General features: G+C 51.8%; 14 protein-coding genes and 1 pseudogene. 5 read left to right on the top strand and 10 right to left on the bottom strand.

The genetic code is table 11. From position 1 onward, the window contains the following. Position 1: 1 nt before the first annotated feature. From QZ303_RS06505 to QZ303_RS06465, 9 genes are all read right to left on the bottom strand, one after another. Entirely contained in the window at positions 2-706 is a 705-nt protein-coding gene (locus tag QZ303_RS06505; protein ID WP_295730802.1) for a DUF1573 domain-containing protein, read from the bottom strand. 235 nt (positions 707-941) lie between these two features. Continuing rightward, complete coding sequence (locus QZ303_RS06500; protein WP_295730800.1) at positions 942-2180, bottom strand: DUF1735 domain-containing protein; 1239 nt, start codon at positions 2178-2180, stop codon at positions 942-944. A gap of 38 nt (positions 2181-2218) precedes the next feature. Then, positions 2219-3208, bottom strand: a complete 990-nt coding sequence (locus QZ303_RS06495; protein WP_295730799.1) for a DUF1735 domain-containing protein — start codon at positions 3206-3208, stop codon at positions 2219-2221. Between the two features lie 13 nt (positions 3209-3221). Further along, the gene (locus QZ303_RS06490; RefSeq protein ID WP_295730795.1) at positions 3222-4307 is read right to left on the bottom strand and encodes a glycoside hydrolase family 18; all 1086 of its coding nucleotides are present in this window, start codon (positions 4305-4307) and stop codon (positions 3222-3224) included. Between the two features lie 29 nt (positions 4308-4336). Continuing rightward, the gene (locus tag QZ303_RS06485) at positions 4337-5923 is read right to left on the bottom strand and encodes a SusD/RagB family nutrient-binding outer membrane lipoprotein (protein ID WP_295730792.1); all 1587 of its coding nucleotides are present in this window, start codon (positions 5921-5923) and stop codon (positions 4337-4339) included. A gap of 24 nt (positions 5924-5947) precedes the next feature. Further along, entirely contained in the window at positions 5948-9046 is a 3099-nt protein-coding gene (locus tag QZ303_RS06480; RefSeq protein WP_295730789.1) for a SusC/RagA family TonB-linked outer membrane protein, read from the bottom strand. A 690-nt stretch (positions 9047-9736) separates the two neighbouring features. Continuing rightward, positions 9737-11965: a GH92 family glycosyl hydrolase gene (locus tag QZ303_RS06475; protein ID WP_295730788.1), complete on the bottom strand. Its 2229-nt coding sequence runs from the start codon at positions 11963-11965 to the stop codon at positions 9737-9739. Next, complete coding sequence (locus tag QZ303_RS06470) at positions 11962-12918, bottom strand: glycoside hydrolase family 130 protein (protein ID WP_295730786.1); 957 nt, start codon at positions 12916-12918, stop codon at positions 11962-11964. Before QZ303_RS06470 ends, QZ303_RS06475 begins: the two co-directional genes overlap by 4 nt. A 62-nt stretch (positions 12919-12980) precedes the next feature. Further along, positions 12981-14351 carry an MFS transporter gene (locus tag QZ303_RS06465; RefSeq protein WP_295730783.1) on the bottom strand — a complete coding sequence of 457 codons (1371 nt, stop codon included), beginning with the start codon at positions 14349-14351 and terminating at the stop codon, positions 12981-12983. A 287-nt stretch (positions 14352-14638) separates the two neighbouring features. Here QZ303_RS06465 and QZ303_RS06460 point away from each other — a divergent pair, with 287 nt between their 5' ends. From QZ303_RS06460 to QZ303_RS06440, 5 genes and pseudogenes are all read left to right on the top strand, one after another. Continuing rightward, on the top strand, positions 14639-16987 hold the full coding sequence (locus QZ303_RS06460) for a family 20 glycosylhydrolase (protein WP_295730781.1): 2349 nt from the start codon (positions 14639-14641) through the stop codon (positions 16985-16987). A 42-nt stretch (positions 16988-17029) separates the two neighbouring features. Then, positions 17030-17815 (top strand): glucosamine-6-phosphate deaminase, encoded by a 786-nt coding sequence (nagB, locus tag QZ303_RS06455; RefSeq protein WP_295730778.1) that lies wholly within the window; start codon positions 17030-17032, stop codon positions 17813-17815. A gap of 95 nt (positions 17816-17910) precedes the next feature. Next, positions 17911-19023, top strand: a pseudogene (locus tag QZ303_RS06450) (PIG-L family deacetylase); the annotation flags it as partial. A gap of 180 nt (positions 19024-19203) precedes the next feature. Then, complete coding sequence (locus tag QZ303_RS06445; RefSeq protein WP_295730776.1) at positions 19204-20583, top strand: sodium-dependent transporter; 1380 nt, start codon at positions 19204-19206, stop codon at positions 20581-20583. Positions 20584-20599: 16 nt separating this feature from the next. Beyond that, positions 20600-21946: a sodium-dependent transporter gene (locus QZ303_RS06440; RefSeq protein ID WP_295730773.1), complete on the top strand. Its 1347-nt coding sequence runs from the start codon at positions 20600-20602 to the stop codon at positions 21944-21946. Between the two features lie 100 nt (positions 21947-22046). Here the strand turns inward: QZ303_RS06440 and QZ303_RS06435 are convergent, their stop codons facing one another. Beyond that, on the bottom strand, positions 22047-22751 hold the full coding sequence (locus QZ303_RS06435; protein ID WP_295730771.1) for an outer membrane beta-barrel protein: 705 nt from the start codon (positions 22749-22751) through the stop codon (positions 22047-22049). Positions 22752-23071: the final 320 nt, after the last annotated feature.

Genomic DNA, 23071 nt, shown 5'->3' with positions numbered 1-23071 from the left:
ATCAGCGTATGATCCTCACCCTTACAGGAATCGAATCGACCTCGACGCCATGTATTACCGGTCGGATATGGCAACGGGGAGTACCTTCCGGCGCATCGCCCGGAATGGATAGCGACACCTTGAACTGCGACAATGATTCAGGCCCGATTTTCAGGCCAAAAGGTATGGATAGCATCGAGGAGTCGCGTCCCTGGGGACGAAGGTCGAGCGCCATGCCTATCTGATATGAATTGGCCATCGGAATGGTCAATGTCTTGGCAGTGCCCCTACGCATTGTACCGAAGTCAATGAATTCCCGGTCGAGACACAGCCCTAACCCGAACTCATTAGGATATCGGGACGGATCAACACGCGGGCGCAACCTCTTTACAGTGCCGGTAACAACAAGAGTGTCGCGCCGTCCGCCACTGAGCCTTAGATACACCGATTTGGTGAAATGCCCTTTCTGTCGCTCCGGGTCGTATTTGAGAAGGATTTTCAACGGTTCACCCCCCTTGACCAGACGTCGGGGGTAATCGACGGTAACGCACGGACAGCCGGGGAAGGCATTGACCACGGATATCGGCTTATCGCCGGAGGAAAGAGTGAAAGTATGCGATACCACACCGCCATCCTCAGCGATGGTTCCGAACTCATGATGATACGTGGCGGCCGACATGGCGCAAGGAATGAGAATCGATGATATGGCGGGGATAAGAAATTTCATGTTAATTGTAGGAGAAAGAGATTATGGATTGTTGGATAACGAAGCAATCAGGAAAAAAGCGGGACACGGGCCTCCCGGAAGTGAGGGAAGTTCCATGCCCCGACGTTTGATCAAATAGATTGGAGAGGGAGAATTATTGTCGACAATGACAAGCCGGCATATTTGGCGCCGACCTGAAACAATAAAGGAGCAGAGGAGAACTCTTCATTCATTTAACAGATGTACTATCATGGGATCAATAGGGGCACTTCTGGCCTTCGGCCCAAGTAGCGCTACCGGTAAGCATCGTGGCATCATAGCCATGACCGGTCACGTCACGTATAGAGCCATCGGCATTGGTCTCGCCGTCGAAACGCCAGCATGCGATAAGTCCTTCCGAAGTGGGATCCACATAGCAGAGACCATTCTCCAATTCCGCTACCGAACGGGGCACACTCCATACACGGCACTCGCTCACATAACCGTTGAAGAATCGGCTATGGCACGAAGAACCGATAGTGAATGTGTCATACCAGCCGGATGAACCGTTGTAGGCGGTGGAAAGGTTAATCTGTCCGCCGGCTGTCTCGATGGCGGCAATCTGCTCACAGTCGCGGTAAACACGAAGCATAGTACCATCATATACAGCTGCGAAATGAATCCAATGGCCTGTGTCGAACGTACCCATGTGGATGTTGGGGTCGGCATAGTGCTCTTTCTTGTCAGGGTTCGGGTCAGTGCCGATGCAACCTTTCACAAGTTCCAGCTGGTTGGTGGGCTGACCGCCACCGTCACCAAATCGGAATAAGAAATTCTCTTCATTACCGCAAAGAGTAGAGATACCGCTTGCCTGATTAGGATTGGTTCCGAACCTCAGCGGGAGCACCTTCATCTCTATAGTCATCTGACCGAGTGCGGCGACAGGGCTGCTGAGAGGATCGCTGGCATCAGTGCATTTGAATCCGGGAATCTCATAAGAAGAGCCGCCATTCAAGAATCCGGCCTTGATAGTGATGACCTTGGTGAACTGCACATAAGCTGTTCGCGAATCCTCGATAACACCAAGTCCGTCACCGCTGACGGAAGTAATCGTAATAGGAAGCATGTAACCTACACCCTCCTCAAGATCCTCACTGTTTGATGTTATCTTCACCTGCGATGACATATTGGAACCGGCCTTTATAACAAGATCGGTATTATCAAGCTGATACATGTTGGAGGCAGGAGCCACGAACGCACGATTGTACTTCTTATTGTAAGCATCGAGCAATTCGGGTGCTGCTTTTACAGTGATATGCACATCGGTAGTAGCCTTTGCTGTCGAGGTCACAGTCAGAGCGGTGCTTGACAGTCCGTCGCAGAGAAACTTCACCACAGGTGATGTCTCGGTGCCCGTAAACAATACACGGTCGCCAAAATCGTCGCCCTCGTGGGTGCATGCGGTAAGAGCAGCCATTGCCCCTATCGCGAGATATGATATATATTTAAATTTCATTTTTGATGATTTTTAAGGTCGGTAGACTTATTCCGGCATTAAAGAGCATATATCGAGAAAGCAGTAGTAGCGGTCTGTTCGCCGGGGCCAAGAATGAACTTTATATACTGGGCGGTCACAGGTGCATAAAACGCTATCGTAGTCTGGTAACGGCTCATCTTGCCAAGAGATGTCCAAGACTCACCGTCTGAACCGATAAGGATTTCCGTATCAGGACGGAATATGGCATAAACAGACTGTCCGTAGTACGGATAGGAATAAATTCCATCAAAAGAATACTCTTTGCCAAGATTGATTGTAACGGTTGAACCAGTCGGATAGTTGCCAAAATTGTAACTTCCAGTTTCCATAATAGGATTATTCCACGCATTATCTCCCTTCCATTCTTCAGCACCATCACCGGGAGTACCTGACCAACCGGCACGATCAGCTACCGGCACGATAGTTCCGGTTGGATTGCCATTCGCGTTGAGCATCTCTTCAGACACATTAAATGTGACGTAAGATATGTTGGATGAACTTACAGCAATACGCGCAGAGCCTTGAATAACACCGGCAAGACGTACCGGAAGGAGATAAGTCTTGTCGGTACTGAGACCGGAAAGCAGCTGTTTGTCATCAGTCAGCTGGATTGTAACAGGTACCTCAGAGGAAGTGTTTCCAACAGCAATGCTCGGCTCATCATTGACGAGAGTCGCAATACCGTCAGGCAGGGCAACATAGTCTGTAGAATTCAGACTATTGTATTCATCAATCAAAGAATTGTCAATCAAAAACTTCATCTTAAGTTCCTCGCCGGCACGAACACGTGAACGTGGAGCAACACTCCATACAAGATTTGGGGTCTTGACATCGCCGGTAGGAATCTTTATAAACTTGTAAGACTCATTTACCGTTGGAGCAAGAACGACCTGCCCCTCGATTCCCTCGAAACCGGGAGTATACACTTCGTCATCATCGCTACAGGATGTGAATCCTGCGGTGAGAGCGAGAGCGCCGATTATTGAAAAGAATTTATATGGTTTCATATTCTTGGTTCAATTAATATATTGCAGGATTACAAATCTGTATGCAGTCGCGGAAACGGGCGTAAGGATAGGGATTAAGGTTGCATACGTTGTAATCATCATTCATGATGAATCCACCGAATCCGCCTTTCTTGCCACCTGCAGGTTTCCAACGGGCATAGTCATACATAAGGCCGGTCTTGGTGTTGAAATCACCCACCTGAGGAGTGGAGCCGGTAGCCGGATCAACATTCCATCCCTCTCCGATAGATACGCAATGTACGACTTTCTCCTGAGGATATCCATTTCGGGAAATCATACCATGGTATGACTGCGAGAGGAAGTAGTTGATCAATGGCGCACAATGTGCCGCGCCCGGATCCTGACCATATGCATCGATACAGAGGAACTTATCGCAGCTCCCCGGCTTCTGAGCCACAGCAGTACCGTAGCGCTCCTCGATAAGGGCATAACGCTCTTCCTTTGTGATGTTGGGATTCGGTCCGAGATATTTGGCCATTTCGTCAAGCATGGTGTAGAACAGTTCGCCCCGCACAGGGTCGCCTTCCGGCTCGAAGTCTATATCATAGCCGTCAAGATCGTTGAGGAACACCTCATCGACATTGTGAAGTCCGAACTCACGCATCACCTCATGCTTGGCCTCCTCAAATGCGTCACCGGTAAGAGTGCCGGCCTCGTTCTGGGCCAAAATCTCAAGCCAATGCTGCTTGAACGGTGTCTGGTTGTCAATCTTGTTGATACGGCAGATTGACACCGGCATGAACTTTATGCCCTTCTTCTGCTGGCACATGCGCATCTCGGCCATATCAATAGGATCAGTGGGAATGCCGCCCCACAGCGACACAAGGTCGATTGAGTCGGGCAGTCCGGCAAAACGGAGAGCCATCGAAGATGCACCGCCATATTTGGAGAACCATCCGAAAGCAATCTCATGGTCGGTAGCCTTATATTCTCGGAGATTCTGGTAGTAGAGCTCAGAAACCTGAGTCGGATCCACCACATAATCCCCTTGCTCATGTATTGTCTCGATATCGGTATCACAAGATGCGACAAAAGCACCGAGAGCAAGAACGGGAATAATGAATTTATATGATTTCATTGTATTTTCAGAATATGTTTACTGAATAATTATTTAGCATCCCACCAAAGGCGAGTACCGGCGATATCGGAACCACCGAGCATGCGTATGGCCTCGTTGACATTGGCACCATTGTTGGAATACTCGGTAGAGGGGAAGCGCAGACGACGAATTATGTCGTTATTGCTGACCTCATTGGTGTTGGAGTAGCTGTCGATCCGCACCCAGCCGGGATAACCGGTACGACGGATCTCACTCCAAGCCTCCATCCCGTCGGGATAAAGCGCAATCCACTTCTGTGTGATAATCTGTTCGAGCTTCTTTTCGTCGGAAGCGGTATCATCGAATTTAGGCGATACCTGGGAGAGCATCGAAGAAACGTTGACGCTGCGGTCACCTTGAGGATTCACCCACGACTCCAACGGAAGAGCATCGCTATTGAGATAGGAATCGGCGTCGGAAAGGCCTGCGCTTGAGAACGAGGCACGTACTCCCTGCTCGTAGAGAGACTTTACATCACCGCTGCCTACACCAAGACGAAGCTTGGCCTCGGCCTGAAGGAAGTAAGCCTCAGCATGCTTCATCCAGGGCTGGTCGCTGCCTTGAGCGAAATTAGCGGCAGAAACCTTAGTCTTAAGGAGTGCAGACTGGGGATTCACCACACCGTTGCGAGCGCCGCGATAGACACCGTCGCCGTTTTTGGTATAGTACTTTTCGAGACGGGGATCATTGTAGCCGTTAAGGTAACAATCGGCTGTAGCGCTCATACCAAGATCGGCCCATGACTGAGTAACCTCCCAAAGCGAGTTAGAGAAAGACAGGCCATTACCTTGATGCAAAGTGGCATCGTCGGCGACCGAACTCATAAGTCCGTGAGGCTCATCGATAGCAGCAGTTGCCTCGCTGGTGGCGAGAGCCTTGTCGACATAGCTTACACGCATTGCGAGACGCAGACGCAGGGTGTTGGCGAACTTGACCCAACGGCTTACATCACCTGAATATATGTTGTCATAGCGGGCCATATATGTTTTGCCGGGATTCTGATCGACATATGTACCGAGCACATCGATGGCATGGTCGAGTTCGGAGAAGAAGGAGGTGTAGATATCCTTCTGCGAGTCGTAACCTGTCTGCATGTCGTTACCATACTTCGAGTAAATGATCGGGCCGTACTTGTCGGTTATACGATGCATGCCGAATACGCGCACTACGGTAGCCATCGCACGGTCGACGGAGTTTTCGTCGGCATAGGTACAGAGCTGACGGTAAGGCTCCATGATACGGGTGTAGGCCAGGTTGAAAGGCATGTTGTACCAGTGGTCCTGCATCACATAGTGGTCGAGGTGAAGGTTACCGATATTGTATGTACCCTTCAGGTCTGCGAAGTAACCAGCAAAAATATCGCCGGTAAGCATCTGGGTTATCTGATATGTACCGCCGTTGTCCTTGCCGACGGTGTAGACACCGCGCTGCATGGTGGCATAATTTGAGCCGGTAGCGAGGTTGTCATACATCATCTCCTCGGGAGTCACCTCATTGGGATTAGTGTTCCATGACTCGAATGAGTCGGTGCAGGAGCTGAAAACGCCTCCGGCCAACACACTGCAAAGGACTGCGGAAAAAACTTTATTTTTCATATTATAAATTGCTGTGTGAAGGGATTAGAAGGAAACTTTAACTGAGAAACCGAGCTGACGCATGGAGGGAATCATAAAGTAGTCCATGCCGTTCATACCCATGGCTGTAGAACCGGTCGACTCGGGATCGAAGGGCGCCTTCTTGTAGAAGAAGAAAAGATTACGGCCGATGAACGACACGTTGACACCTTGAATCCAATTGACCCACTTGTTGACGGGGATGTCATAGCCGAAGTTAAGTTCACCGAGACGAACATTGGTAGCAGAATAAACGTAATTCTCACCGATGTTGTTACCTACAAACTGAATGTACTTCTTTACATTCGGCATCTTGTTGCCGTTTATCATCACGCCATTGTTGTCGCGTGCGACAGCGGAAGTCTTGGAAGTACCGTAGGCATCCATATAAGCCTGAGTCATCGACACGCAACGGCCTCCAATACGGGCATTGATAAGGAATCCTAGACTGAAACCTTTCCAATGGAAATCATTGCGCCAGCCCATTGTATATTTAGGCTCGGCATTACCGGCATATACCCAACCGTCGCCTTTAGGACCGGCAGTTTCGTCCTTATAAACGGTATTGTCCATATAGTCGACAATAACATTGCCATGTACATCACGCTTCAGGACAGTCACATAAAGGTCACCCACAGAGCCACCCTCCATCAGACGGCTCTTCACATTGCCGAGTCCGAGCACATCATACACGTCCTGCGAGATGGAGAGGCCATTGGCGAGAGTGGTTGGGCGAAGCAGTTTCTTGACTTTGTTGCGGTTGAGCGAGTAGGTGAATGTGGATGTCCACTCCACAGGGCCGAGAGGCTGGTTGATGCCGAGCGAAAGCTCTATTCCCTTATTGTCGACCTGACCCCCGTTGGCATAAACAGCACTATAGCCCGATCCCGACGAGAGGGGCACCTTGAATACCTGATTGAATGTAGAGGTCTTGTAGAGCGACATGTTGAACCGGATCTTATCCATCCACAGACGAGCTTCAAGGCCGACCTCCCAAGCTTTTGTACGTTCCGGCTCAAGGTCGCTGTTGGGCATTGTAGTTGACGGTGTGGGTGAACCGAGTTCAAACGGATAGGTCTGGTTGGCGATGAACGCATTGATAGTGTTACCAACCTCGGAATATGCACCGCGAATCTTGAGGAAGGAGAGCACATCGTTCTTGATAACGGGGAATATGTCGGTAAGAATACCGGTCAAACCAACAGATGGATAGCTATAGTGGTCGGTATTGGCGCCACCGAGATTGGAGTCCCATTCTATACGCTCAGTAACGTCAAGGTAAACCTTGTTCCAGAATCCGAGCGACAGTGTGCCGAACACGGCCTGGTTCTGCATGCGCTTTGTTTCCTGCTCCGGCTTAGCTGTGGTGTAGTCAAGATTAAGGAGAGTGAACTTGTTGGCTACAGAATTGAGCGAGCCACCGATTCCCGACATGCGGTAACGCGTATCCTCAATCGACGCGCCCACAACGGCAGTCAGGTTGAGAAAATCGAACGAGCGGTCATACTTGGCCATGATGTCAGCGTAAATCTGGCGCAAATTTCCATCGCTCTTATAGTAACCACCGAACTCATTTGCGAAGATGGCGTCGGTAGTGGCGGCATACTTCTTTTCGTAGATTGCATCGGTACCGTCGACCTTGGCTCGTCCGGAGATATTCAGACCTTTTACATTGAGCACATTGTCCCAGTAAAGACCTGCTGTGATCATGTAGCGGTTCTTGTGGTTGATGAATTTGTCGCGGTTTGTGATCCAGTAAGGGTTCTGCATACCGAGACCTTGGTTGCCCCAAGGCCAATACTGAACCTTGAATCCGCGTGATGCATCGTAGCGCTCGTAGTTCTTGTAGGGATCGAGACCATAACCGGGCGACATAAGGTAAGTAGCCACCAGCGGGTTGAAATACTGTCCCTGAGCTGTCATGTTCTGCTCGCGTACATTCATGTACGATGCGTTTACATCAAGGCGCAGTTTGTCCTGAATCAGATAGGTCGAGTTGCGTACGGTGAAGTTGTAACGGTCGAGAGTGTTATTCTTGATGATGCCCTCGGCGTTGGTAGCGGCAAGCGAAAGGAATGTCTGGCTCTTTTCATTGCCGGTCGAAACCGTGATAGCGTTGGTTTCGTTGTAGCCGGTCTGGAAGAAATCGACCGGATCATAGTCGGAAGGAGTGTTGAGCTTCTCGCCCCAGCTTGCGAACTCACCCGTAGCGGCGCCGTAAGTGTTCTGAAACTCGGGAGTAGCCAATGCTCGGTAGAACTGTGTCGAGTTGCTGTAGGTGACACGCAGGCCCTTGTCAGAACCTTTCTTTGTTGTGATAAGGATGACACCATTGGAGGCCTGGCTACCGTATAGAGCAGATGCTGCAGCACCTGAAAGCACCGACATCGACTCGATATCCTCGGGGTTGAGCATCGAAGCCCCGTCACCTGACTGCCCCATACCGGTAAAGGTGTCATTCGGCTGCTCAAGACTTCCGAGGGACGGCATGGGTATACCATCAATCACGTAGAGGGCATTGTTGTTGCCTGAAAGTGATTTTGAACCACGAAGCACCACCTTGGCCGAGGCACCGGGGCCTGCCGAAGAGGCGTTGATGTTAAGACCCGCCACTTTACCACTAAGGGAGTTGATGAAGTTTGCATCCTTTACGGTAGTAAGTTCATCAGCCTTCACTTCCTGGACATTGTAGGTAAGCGACTTGGTGGCGCGTTTTATGCCGAGGGCGGTCACTACTACCTCGGAGAGCTGCTTGGAGTCCTCTTTCATGGTGACGGTGACCGGCTGTCCGCCGGCAGGCACCTTGATTGTTTCGGGCGAAAGGCCCACGTAAGTGAACTTTAGCGTCTGACCGGGCTTGGCCTTCACTGAGAAGCGACCGTCCATGTCGGTAACGCCGACTGCACCTTTTCCTTCTATCGAGACAGAAACGCCGATGAGCGGCTCTCCCGACTCGTCGAGAACCACGCCCGTGGCAGTTCCGTCGGAGGCGGAAGCCGTGGCGGCCTGAGGCTCGGGGGCGTTGGAGGGTGCGGCACTCAGCAACTGTCCGCATGCTATGACGGAAGCTGCCAATAAACTTGCTTTTACATAATCTACATTCATAGATTCATGGCACTGGTTAACGATGAATTAAATAAATAATAACTACTACATTTATAATATCCATTGCTCCGGATATGAGCACCATTCCCGACCGGGAAGCTATCAAATCCGCCACAACGGTACATTATCAACATCAATAGACTCCCGGAACCTTCCAAAAAAAGAATTCCGGAGACAAACAGGGGAGGGAGACGTGAGAACAGACCGCCAATCGAGGCCAACCGGCCATCAAATCGGCATAGCGGTTAGAGAGGAGATATTAAGGTTAAACATTAATTCATGAATAATAACTATACTTGACCACTTCAAAAACCGCCTATATCCCTATCGATACCGGTAGAATATATCTTGAAAGAGAATAGCGGTTAATGACTTATGTATTTACTGACTTACATTTTTATAATGCAAAATTAGCAATTAGCGTAATGCCAATAAAGTTTTTATGGTTAAAATACGTTAACGGGGATGGTTAATAACCTGCCGACTCATCATCCGAAAAATCAGACTATACAATCTATCCACTTGACAATCGAGGGGATTTGACTTAGAGATTGCCTACATACTTTCGTGAATCATGTTCCCGGAATGAAAAAGGGCGATGCGTCGAAATCGACACATCGCCCGGTCGGCATCAGTCGGCCGTTGGAGAGATGCTCATGGCATTCTCCGGAAAATACTTTAATCAAAAGGTCATCGTCCGTAGCGACGTAGCATTTCGTCGTGGGAGATACGGCCGGAATGGGCCTTGGCACTTCTGGAACGTTTTATCTCAAGCGATTCCTTGCCCCATACTTCCGGATCGAGTTTCACCGTGATCTTTTCGAAACGCGGGACGGTGAGAGTGAACGCCGGATCTCCGGGGGTATCGGGGTACATGCCCATCATCGACCATATGGCCCAGGCAGACATGGTACCACAGTCCTCATTACCGGGAATTCCATCGGGGGCAGTGGTGAAGTACTTGTCAAGCAGTTCGCCTACGAGCTTATGCGTGCGCCATTCCTCGCCCTTCACTCGGGAGAACAGGAACGGATAAATTATGTCAGGTTCGTTGGCGGGGTCATACAGACCGTTGTCGAACACAGCCTGAAGCCTCTCTACAAATTTCTTCTTCCCTCCATGTGCCTTAATCATGCCTTCCACATCGTGTGGCATGGCAAAGGAATAGTTCCAAGAGTTGCCTTCATGGAATCCGGGCGAAGGCTCGAAGTTCTCGCCCTGACGCGGATTGAAGGGGGTGAGGAATGAACCGTCCGGCAGACGCGGACGGAGCACTCCAAGCTCCGGGTCGAAATAGTGGGTCCATCCACGGGCACGGTCGGCAAACAACGTAGAATCGGGCCTGCCTGTAGCTGCAGCAAAGCGGCTGAGGGCATAGTCGGCGGTATAGTACTCAAGCGCATGGCTTACGGAGTTATCGTATTGCTCACGCAGAGGTACATAGCCGAGGCTGAAGTAGTCGTCGGCATCCGGGCGCATAAGGTTGTCGGAGCCTTTGGTAGTGGCCCCTTTGAGCATGGCCTCCCACGCAAGGTCGGCATCGAATCCACGCAGACCGCGCAGATACGAGTCGGCGACCACAGGTATGGAAGGATCTCCCTCCATGGTAAGCGTCTCGCGGCCATACAGTTCCCATTTCGGCAGCCATCCGTGCTCACGGTACATGTCGAGCATGGTGTTGATCATGTCGACCTGCCGTTCCGGATAGACGAGAGTCATCAGCTGATGCAGGTTGCGGTAAGTGTCCCATAGTGAGAACACGGTATAGCGGTTGCGACCCTCCGGCATATAGGCTATGCTGTCGCTCTCCATCACGGGGTACGCACCGTCGACATCCTGAAGGATGTTGGGGTGTATGAGCGCATGATAGAGACCCGTATAGAAAACAACCTTATCGCGCAGCGAGCCCCCTTCAACAGATATGCGCGAAAGATCATCGTTCCACATACTGCGCGCCGAGGCTTTGATGGAGTCGAAGGTAGTACCTTCGGGCTGCTCGGCTTCAAGATTTCGCAACGCACCCTCCTCGCTGACGTAGGAGATGGCCATCGAGACCTCAACGGTCTCGCCGGCGGCTAGGGAGTCGTAGCTGTACCATACACCTATGTCATCGCCCGACATTACCTTGGAATAGCCGGGATATAGCTTATACTTCCCTTGGTCCTTGTTCCACTCTGCCTCCCATTCGGCGCCGGGACGCTGCTTCTTCCACATACCCTGCTTCGAGGGAACGCGGTTTACGCGCATCACAAAATAGACAGGATAGACAGCCTGGTCGGCGACATAACAGAATGTGCCGAGAAGCTTCGAGCCACGAATCTCCGTAGGGCTGACACGGCGCACCGTAGCACCCGACTCGTTGGTAAGACCTTCACCGAGATTCAAAAGGATATTGCCCTCGCCGGCCGGGAAAGTGAAGCGCGTGCGTGCCGTGCGCGTGGTAGCTGTAGTCTCCGCAGTGATTCCGTAAGCATCGAGATTCACAGAATACCAACCCGGCGAAGCCTGTTCATCGGAATAAGCAGTACCGTAGTTGTGGTAGTCGACATCGAGCTTGCCTGCGGTAGCGGTGAGCAGGAGCGCGCCCAGATCAGGACACCCTACCCCGCTCAATGCACCATGGGCAAATCCGGTGAAGAATGAGTTGGTATTATCATAGGGAGTCGACCACCAGCGTGCATCCTTGTCGTAGCGGTTATTGTCCGAACCCATGACATTGAAAGGGGTCACGCGCATCAATCCATTTGGCACCCCGGCACCAGGATTGGTGGTGCCGAAATTGGTAGTGCCTATAAACGGATTGACAAAATCAACCGGATCGCCCGCAGGCTCCTGCGACTTCTTGGCTGCCCCGGACGCAAGCGTTCCTGAGACAATAAGCACCCCGGCAATAACCGGAGCACGGAAACGGCCTATCATAAAGAATTGCGTTTGATGAATTCGATAATCTCGGAAATGTAGCCGAAAGCAAGGCATACCGAAGTGTCGGCAGCGCCGTAGTACACGGCCACACGGTCGCCGTCGGTAAGCGCCGAGCAGGGGAATACCACATTAGGCACATCGCCGGTCATTTCGTAGAGGGCTGCGGGAGCCAACAGATAGGGTTGAGTGCGCGCTATCACCTTGGAAGGATCCTCAAGGTCGAGCAATGCAGCACCCATGGAGTAACGGAAGCCGTTGCAGGTGGTGATCACTCCATGGTAGAACACAAGCCATCCCTCAGACGTACGGATAGGCACGGCTCCCGCACCGACCTTGGTGCACTGCCATGCGCTGTCCTCGAAACGCGAAGGCGACATGACGTGGCGATGCTCGCCCCAGTAAACCATGTCGGGGCTATAGCTAAGCCATATGTCGCCGAAAGGAGTGTGGCCGTTGTCGCTCGGACGGCTGAGCATGGCATATTTGCCGTTGATCTTTTCGGGGAAGAGCACACCGTTGCGGTTGAACGGCAGGAAAGCGTTCTCACACTGTACGAATGTCTTGAAGTCGTCAGTGTATCCTATGCCGATCGTGGGGCCGTGATATCCGTTACACCATGTGATCCAGAAACGGTCGCCGATACGGGTCACGCGTGGATCATATTTATAGTCACTCTCTTTGTTTCCTTCGAAATGAATAGGCTCATGCTCGATGTCCCAGTGCACCCCGTCCGCGCTACGTCCGGCAAATATATTCATCTGCACCGCACGGTTGTCGCAACGGAACACCCCGGCATAACCTTCACCGAAAGGCACGACGGCACTGTTAAATATACTGTTGGAGGTAGGTATGGAATAGCGGTCGATGACAGGATTGTCGCTCTTGCGCCACATGACTTCGTTGCAGCCGGCAGGACGGTCCTGCCAAGGGAAAAGATTGTTCTGTTTCACTGTAAATAGGATTTCAATAAATACTAATGTAAGATATGTAGCAGTAAATTAGGTTCATAGAATCATACCGACGGCGGGAGAGTCCCCTCTTCATCCGTCAAGGACTCCTCGACAGCACCGGCTATGGGAGTCCCGTCGTCGTTGTACTTAAACGGCACAAACCATGTGATGAGCAGAGGGACTATAGTTGCCACCAGCACAAAAATGAAGAAATTCTCATAGCCGCCGAGCTTGTTGAGCACGAAGCCGCTAAGCATTCCCGGAAGCATCACGCCGAAATTCATTATACCTGAAGCGAATGCATAGTGGGCCATCTGGTGCTTGCCGGGAGCGACCTGCTGCATCATGAATAGCGTAAGGCCGACAAAGCCGAACCCGTAGCCGAAATACTCCAGGCCTATGCCGGTAGCGATCAGCAAGCCGTTGGAGGGCTGGAATATCGCAAACAGCGTGTAGACGACAAACGGAAGATTGAAAATGAGCGCCAGTGAGAAAAGCGTCTTTTTAAGACCGCGTGCGGAGATATAGTATCCGGCAAGAAGCGAGCCGAGCACGAAAGTCGCAGCACCGCATGTTCCGTAGTAAAGACCTATCTGCTCGTTGCTGAGGCCGAGGCCGCCGACATCCACGCCATCCTTAAGGAATATGGGCACTATTTTCACCACAAACCCTTCCGCAAAACGATAGAGGATAATGAACGCTATATAATACCATATATGACGCTTGCCGAAGAACTGCATCAGCACGCTTCCAAGCTCATGCATCACCTCGGAGCCGCTACGCTTCACGTTTTTTGCCGACTTGGCAGAGGAAGGCAGGAAGAATATGTGGTAGATGCCTATCAGTATCATCGTAGCGCTTATTATAAGCATCACTATCATCCATGACTTCTGGTTGGCGGCATGATTGACAGCTGTCGCCTCGGAGCCGGAGCCACCGAACGACTTGAACAGCGCGCCGGCAAGATACACGAGCAGGCCGGTACCTACGATCTTTGCAATATTATAGAACGCGCCTTGCCATCCTATGTATTTCGACTGCTGCGATGAAGAAAGTTCACCCATATATACACCGTCGCAGGCCACATCATGTGTCGCACCGGAAAATGCCACAACGGCAAGAAGCGCGATGGTGACAGCAAAGAAATTGGAGAAACCGAGCGCAAGCGCCACACATCCGAAAGCCGCTCCGGATACAATCTGAGTGGTTACCACATAGACTTTCTTGGTGCCGAAGATTTCCATGAAAGGACTCCACAGGAACTTGAACGTCCAGGGCATAAGGATGAGTGAGGTCCAAAATGTGATGGTTTCAGTGTCAACCCCGAGGTCGGTGTACATCAGCACAGCGACCATGTTCAAAACGACAAATGGAAGGCCCATGGCGAAATATGCCGTAGGAATCCAAGTGATAGGAGACTTCTTCGAATTCATATAATTAACTATGTTGCAGTTTTTTCATGGGAAAATCATATACCCACATCAGGAACGCAAGTGCGCTCCTCGGTTTCAGCGGCGCAAGTTACTAAAAAAACGCCATCCTACGAGCAAAATTATGTTAAAGCGGTTAATTTCACAAAGCGACCTATAGATTTTTAAAAATTTTTAAAATACCGAATTATCGCATGCTTTTCTATTGAATGATTAAAAAAATTAGCGTACATTTGCGCATACCAATCAACAAACAAATTTCAAAGACTACCAAATCCCAATTCGTAGCCATGAACAAACTTTCCAAAATTCTACATGCTTCCTTATTATATATAGGAACGTCATGTACCGGTTCAGGCGTGCCCAACGGCAGCTTCGATGTCATACCTCTTCCCTCGTCCATCTCCACTCCGGCGACATCCGACGGGTTTTCATTGTATTCCAACGCAAAAATCGTCGCTCCCGACTCTCTCGCCAACGAGATGGATATGCTTCGCGAATATCTGTCCGAGATTCCGGGGATAAAGAAGGCATGGATGAATCCCGGAGAAATCGTGCTGCAGTGCACACTTAAATCAGACAATCCCGAGGCTTACAGCATCGACGTGCAGCCCGAGCGTATCGTCATAGACGGTGCATCCCCTGCCGGCGTGTTCTACGGCGTGCAGACGCTGAGAAAGGCTGCCTATACCGCTCCGGAAGGCGAGAGCCCCGTTCTCCCGACCGTCACGGTTACCGACGCTCCACGTTTTGCATATCGAGGAGCACATTTTGACGTGTCACGCCATCCTTTCACCGAAGATAACGTGAAGAGCTTCCTCGACATGATGGCACTCCACAACCTTAACACCTTCCACTGGCATATCACCGACGACCAGGGATGGCGCCTGGAGATTGAGAAATATCCACTATTGACAAAAGTCGGCTCACACCGCGACTCGACCGTCATAGGCCATAATTCCGGGAAATACGACAACAAGCCTGTCGACGGTTACTTCACCAAGGAACAGGCACAAGATATCGTGGAATACGCGGCCAAGCGCCACATAAATGTGATTCCCGAGATCGATCTCCCCGGACACATGCTGGCCGCCCTCACGGCTTATCCTAATCTTGGTTGCACCGGAGGCCCGTATGCCGTATGGGGACAATGGGGAGTATCGCCGGAAGTGCTGTGCGCCGGCAACGACTCGACCTTGATATTCCTTGATGACGTGCTCAACGAGGTGATGGACATCTTCCCCTCGAAATACATCCATATCGGAGGTGACGAATGCCCCAAGGTACGCTGGAAAGAGTGCCCCAAATGCCAGAAACGTATTGCCGAGCTCGGCATAAAGCCCAAGGGACGCTTCTCGGCAGAGGATCGCCTGCAAGGCATGATCACCACCCACGCATTCGAGACCCTGGCAGCACGCGGACGACGTGCCATCGGATGGGACGAGATACTCGAAGGCGACATTCCACAGGACGCCATAATAATGTCGTGGAGAGGCCGTGACGGCGCCATCGAAGGTGCACAGAAAGGCCACAACGTAATCCTCACGCCCAACAACTTCTGCTACCTCGACTATTACCAGTCGACCGACATAGACATTGAGCCGGAAGCCATAGGAGGTTATGTGCCTGTCAAGAAAACCTACAGCCTCGACCCAACTGCCGATCTCACACCGGAACAGAGCAAACTCGTGGTCGGCCCGCAGGTAAACCTCTGGACAGAATATATAGACAATTATCCCAAGGTAGAGTACATGGAGCTTCCGCGTATGGCAGCCCTTGCCGAAGTAGGATGGACACCGCAAGACATGCGTGATTATGCCGGTTTCTCCGACCGTATGCCCGCCCTGTGGCGTCTCTATGACACACGCGGCTACAATTACGCACGCCACATGGCGGACGTCGACGCGACCCTCGTATCAGATCCGGCGACCAAGAGCATCACAGCTACCCTGTCGTCGATAGGCGGAGCAGACATTTACTACACCACCGACGGCACCGATCCACTGACATCCGACGGCAAACCCTCAGCCACAGCCAAGCCCTACACCGCCCCGATAAAACTCGACAAGACATCTGTCATAAAGTCGAACACCATATTCAAGGGCAAACCGGGAAGATTGCGTTCCGATTCCGTCAACATCAATCCAGCCACTTTCGGAACAGTAGAGCTATCAAATCCCTACCAGAAGCATCACGCTCCAGCCGGACCGGCGACACTGACCGACGGCCAGATCGGTGGAAAGTCCTTCCAGACCGGACATTGGGTAGGATTTGCCAACTGCGATCCTAAAATCACGGTTACACTGCCCGCTCCAACAAAAATCAGTGGACTTTCTTTCAACTCCTGCATAGACCAGTACTCCTGGATAACCGACGGCACCGCTTTCAAAGTGGAGGTTCTCGCTGTCGGTGCCAATGGCAAGACGGCATGGAAAGAAGTGGCCTCAGAAAAGATTCCCGACCGTTCCTCCAGCCAGCCGTATGTCGACGTAGTGAAGCATCATGCATCATTCGAGCCTGTAACGGCAGAGAAAGTGCGCTTGACAATCACATCGTCGCCACTTCTTCCGACATGGCACTACGACTATAGCGCTACAGCCCGTCCACTCGTATTCATCGACGAGATAGGAGTAAACTAAACAGACAACAAAACAAACTTAACCACATATCTCAAATTCATTATGCGAGTAATCATAAAAGAAAACTACGACGAACTGTCGCGTGCGGCAGCCGAGCATGTAATCAAGCGTATAAACGAGGCGTGCCCCACCCCGGAGCATCCATTCGTCCTCGGTCTGCCTACAGGAAGCTCGCCCATAGGCATGTACGAACAGCTCGTAAAAGCCGTAAAAGAAGGACGAGTGTCATTCAAGAATGTCGTCACCTTCAATATGGACGAATATGTCGGGCTGCCTGAGGACCATCCCGAAAGCTATCATTCTTTCATGCACCGCAACCTTTTCGACCACATTGACATCCCGGCCGGAAACATCCATATACTCAATGGCAACGCGCCCGATCTCGAGGCCGAATGCGCAGCATATGAAGCAGCCATAAAGAACTTCGGCGGAATCGACCTGTTTCTCGGCGGCATAGGTCCTGACGGCCATCTCGCATTCAACGAGCCATTCTCATCGCTCACATCACGCACCCGGGTAAAGACCCTGACCAATGATACACGCATCGCCAACGCACGCTTCTTCGGCGGCAATCCAGAGAACGTTCCCCTCCATGCCCTCACCGTCGGTGTCGGCACTGTGATGGACGCCAGCGAGGTATTGATCCTCTGCAACGGACACGGAAAAGCACGCGCGCTCCAGGCCGCTATCGAAGGGCCTGTCACGCAGGCATGGACTGTGAGCGCCCTTCAGATGCACCCGCATGCTATCATCGTATGTGACGAAGCGGCCACCTACGAACTCAAGGTAAGCACCTACAGATATTTCCAACAAATAGAAAATGCATAATATACAACATTATAAAGACCATGCAATTTAATCTGACCTCAAAAATAACATCGGCCGAACGGTTCAATCCGGAAAACCGTCCGACCTCACCAGACCAATGGACTCTCGGTCTGGCATTCTCAGCAGCAGTATGGCTCAGCCAGAAGCTCAACAAACCTATCCTAAAGATAACCAATGCCGACTATGAAGAAGCCGGTCTTAAAGTCCTGACCGACATATACGGCTCGGCCTATGATCTCAACATCCGTCTGTTCAATCACCTCCAGCACACCATCACCGGATGGCCCGGCGGAAAGCCCAACGCCGACGACACCCATCGTCCCGAACGTGCCATTCCGTTCCCCAAACGCGTGATTGTGTTCTCCCCCCATCCCGATGACGACGTCATATCAATGGGTGGCACCATCAACCGCCTCGTGCGTCAGGGCCACGAAGTGCACATCGCGTACGAAACCTCCGGCAACATCGCCGTAAACGACGAGGAGGTGACCCGCTTCATGCACTTCATCAACGGTTTCAACCAGCTCTTCGGAAACAACAATGCCATGGGCGGGGTCATTCCTGCGAAATATCAGGAAATCAAGAAATTTCTCAAGGAAAAGAAAGCCAATGAGATGGACAACCGCGATGTCCTCACCATCAAGGGCCTGATACGCCGTGGCGAGGCACGACTGGCTTCAGCATTCAATAACATCCCACTGTCGCGCGTGCATTTCCTCGACCTTCCATTCTATGAAAGCGGTCGTGTAGAGAAGCTCCCGATGACACAGGCCGATGTCGACATTGTAGCCAAACTGATCGACGAAGTGAAACCCCACCAGATTTTCGTGGCAGCAGATCTTGCCGATCCCCACGGCACACACCGCAAATGCACGGAGGCTGTCCTTGCAGCCCTCGCGCAGGCCAAAGAGCGCGGCGAAAGCTGGCTCAACGATTGCCGTGTATGGATGTATCGCGGAGCATGGGCAGAATGGCCAATCGAGGATATCGAGATGTGCGTGCCCATGAGCCCCGAAGAACTGCTCCAGAAACGTAACGCCATCCTCAAACACTCCTCACAGATGGAGAGCGCACCCTACCTCGGCAACGATTCGCGCCTTTTCTGGCAGCGTGCGGAGGATCGCAACCGTGGCACCGCGCAGCTCTACGACTCACTCGGCCTTGCATCGTATGAGGCCATGGAGGCTTTCCGCGAATATCACATCTGATTTCCCACCCCATTAAACATATCATAAGAGGAGGTATGCCGTGTACGGCATACCTCCTCTGTTTATATGCCACATATAGATACAAATCACACTATTTAACACCCTCGAATATTAAAATTCATAGCATAATCCCTATCTTTGCAGCCGATTTTATCAATCTATCCACAAAATTCAATCCTTATGGCCGCAAAGGCACAATTCGGAAGCAAGATAGGACTAATAGCAGCCACCGTAGGCTCCGCGGTCGGGCTGGGTAACGTTTGGCGCTTTCCAGCCGAAGCGCAAGCCAATGGAGGAGCCGCGTTCCTGCTGCTTTACATGGCATGCGTGTTCCTTCTCGGCATACCCGTGATGCTCGCCGAGTTCTCGCTCGGACGCGGACAGCGCTCCGATGCCGTGGGCGTGTTCAAGCGCCTCGCTCCACGCTCATCGTGGTGGATAGGAGGAGCGATAGCCATACTGGCGAGCTACCTCATCCTATCGTTCTATATGGTGGTGGCAGGATGGACGCTCGAATACATGTGGCAGTCAATCACCGGAGCGCTCTACGCCCCTGTAACCGAAGCTACCGCACACACCGGCATAGAGGCCCTCGACGTGCAGTTCAAGACACGCATGGAAGAATACATCCTTCAGGACGTGCGTCCGTTGGTGATGACCTACATAATGCTCGCCATCAACCTCGGCATACTACTTATGGGCGTGCAGAAAGGTATAGAGAAGATGTCAAACGTGCTTATGCCTGTGCTCTTCGCCCTGCTGCTCGCCTTCGCCTGCGTGGCCATGACATTCCCCGAGGCCGCTGAAGGGCTGCGCTTCTTCCTCCATCCCGACTTCAGCAAGATCGACGCCTCGGTGGTTGTCAACGCGCTCGGACAAGCATTCTTCTCCCTCTCGCTCGGCATGGGCATTCTTATCACCTACTCAAGCTATTTCCCGAAAGACACGCGCCTGACGCGCACAGCTGTCACCGTCTCTCTGCTCGACATGCTTGTGGCAGTGATGATGGGCTTCATCATCTTCCCGGCGGTAAAATCGTTCGGACTCGACAGCGAAGGACTCGAAGGAGCGACGCTCGTATTCGTCACCCTTCCGGAGGTGTTCGCCCAGATGCCGCTGACCGAGCTATGGTCGTCGCTCTTCTTCCTGCTGCTGATGGTGGCCGCACTAACGTCGACAATATCACTCGCAGAGGTATCGATAGCCTTCATGCAGGACCGCTTCGGACTGCGCCGCACCACGGCCTGTCTCGCAGTGATACTCCCGTTGTTCCTGCTCAGCACCATCTGCTCCCTGTCGCAAGGCTCACTGTCATGGATAAAGGTGGCAGGACTCAACATCTTCAGCCTGCTCGACACCGTAGCCACCAACATCATGCTACCAGTAGCAAGCATAATCACCTGTGTCTACATAGGATGGTTCGCACCGAAAGGTTACCTGCGCAACGAACTTACAAACCACGGTGCCATAGCCTCACGCGCCTACCCCGTCGTACAGGCCATCGTACGCTACGTGGCTCCGGCAATAATAGCACTGATATTAATCGCCTCATTCCTCTGAACCCAGCAACACACACATGACAGACCAGCGTGCACAGTTCGGCACACGTCTCGGCGTGATAGCCACAACAGTAGGATCGGCCGTCGGACTCGGCAACATATGGCGCTTCCCCTACGAGGCCGGAGCACACGGTGGAGGAGCATTCCTGCTCATATACATCGGATTCATATTCCTGATAGGCGTCCCCGTGATATGCGCCGAATTCATCATGGGACGCGGCACACGCCGCAACATATTCGGAGCCTTCCGCGCCCTCCACTCGTCACGCTACTGGGCCTGGACAGGCTACATGGGAATCCTCGCGAGCATCCTTATCCTGTCGTTCTACTCGGTGGTGGCCGGATGGACCATGGAATACCTCGCGGAAGCGCTCACGGGCACTCTTGACGCTGCATCTGCCGGCGGTGAACTGCACGACGCCTTCGACAACTTTGCAGCAGGCCCACGCTCCGTGATGTGGACGCTCATATTTCTCGCCATAAACGCAGTGATACTCTTCCGTGGAGTGCGCGGAGGAATCGAGCGCGCATCCAACGTGCTCATGCCGGTACTGTTCATCATCCTGATAATATTCTGCATCAACTCCCTGACCATGCCGGAGGCAGCCGAAGGATTGAGATTCCTATTCCGTCCGGACTTCACCAAGGTCGATTCATCAATGCTGATCGGTGCGCTCGGACAAGCGTTCTTCTCTCTCTCCCTCGGACTGGGCACACTCATGACCTATTCGAGCTACTTCTCCGATTCTACACCGTTGGTGAAAAGCGCCGTCACCACGGCCTCGCTCGACACCCTCGTGGCCATTCTTGCCGGCATTATAATCTTCCCCGCAGTGTTCACCTACGGATGCGAGCCGGCCGCAGGCCCCAAGCTCGTGTTCGAAGTGTTGCCATCCATATTCCACCAGATGCCCGGAGGCCCCATATGGGCCATACTGTTCTTCTTCCTGCTGTTCCTCGCATCACTCACCTCGACCATCTCCATGAGCGAGATATGCATAGCTTTCTTCTGCGAACAGCTTGGCATGTCGCGCCGGCGCGCCACACTTCTCAACACCGTCATAGCGATGAGTCTCGGCACTCTGTGCGCACTATCGTTCGGTGCCTTTTCTGGATTCACCGTCTGCGGGCTCACCATCTTCAATCTTTTCGACTATCTGTCGAGCAACATAATGCTTCCGCTCGGCGGCATGCTCATATCCATCTTCGCAGGCTGGATAGTCGACCGACGCATACTCCGTTCACAGCTTGCCGGCACCGGGCGCATCTCCACGCCACTGCTCCGCACCATCACGTTCTGCCTGCGCTATGTGGCTCCGGCCGCTATCCTCCTTGTATTCCTCTCCGGACTTGACATAATATGAAAAAACTTACGCCTATATACGACCATGTGCGATGCCGCAACCTACAGGTCCGGCATCGCACATGGTCGTATGTACTTGAATAATGGTTATAAGAGGTGCGTCAGAAGTTATAGCCGAGGGAAACTTCGAAATAATTCTCGTATAGAGTGGTATAATTGATGTCGCTCATGTTGAGAATGCCAATGCCGCCACCGATGCCGAGATAATAGTGGTCATACGACACCCCCGCGCCAAACTTCCAGTTGCAATTACACCTATGCATGCCTATGATGGCATTCTCTCCATAGGCCGAAGGAGCCGCATGAAAGCGCTCGCCAACAACGTCGATGGTCATATACTGGTCATTGGAAAGGCCGAGATCAAGCTCCGGGCCGGTATACACGCTCACCTTTATATCCGGGGTGAAATCGAAATGATAGCCGAACATGACAGGTATCCGCAGTCCGAACTTTCGCATCGATGCATGCTTCAAATCAAAGGGCACGCCTTCCGTATCTACCATCTCGTCCATCGCACCGGCCTTTATCGACTCTGTGTTGTAATACAGCGTAACACCCGGCTCAATGTAAAGATTGGCGAACAAGGGCACATTGTATATCACACCGACACCGAATCCTGATCCTTTGCCGAGCAACCCCATCTTTCCGGCGTCGTCAATCTTCAGATCGCCCGGACATTTCAGATTATACATGGCACGTACTCCAACGTAAGGCTCGTTGTCGGGATTGTTGAAGATCGTGTTCTGTGCCTCCACACCGACGAATGCCGCTCCTGCAAGCATCGCAGTCAATAATAACTTTTTCATAATAGACAATATTATGTACAACGCCCTTAAGCGACCAATGAATAAGCACGCCTCAAGGCCTATTGATATAAACGACAATTCTAAATACAGTATTGTTCACATTACGAGGAAATTAAGACGCACATGTCATTAGCGCGAAACCGGATGGCAACATATCCAACTGATTATCAATAACAAGTCCAAGCGCATAGACCATTTTAACCTTATTTCACATATATTATTTGCATCTTAATAAAACATGCACTAACTTTGCACTCGCAAAACAGAAACATCGCGGGATGGAGCAGTGGTAGCTCGTTGGGCTCATAACCCAAAGGTCG

Source organism: uncultured Muribaculum sp., from assembly GCF_910583865.1.
GTDB lineage: Bacteria > Bacteroidota > Bacteroidia > Bacteroidales > Muribaculaceae > Muribaculum.
This window is presented reverse-complemented; position numbering and strand designations above follow the sequence as displayed.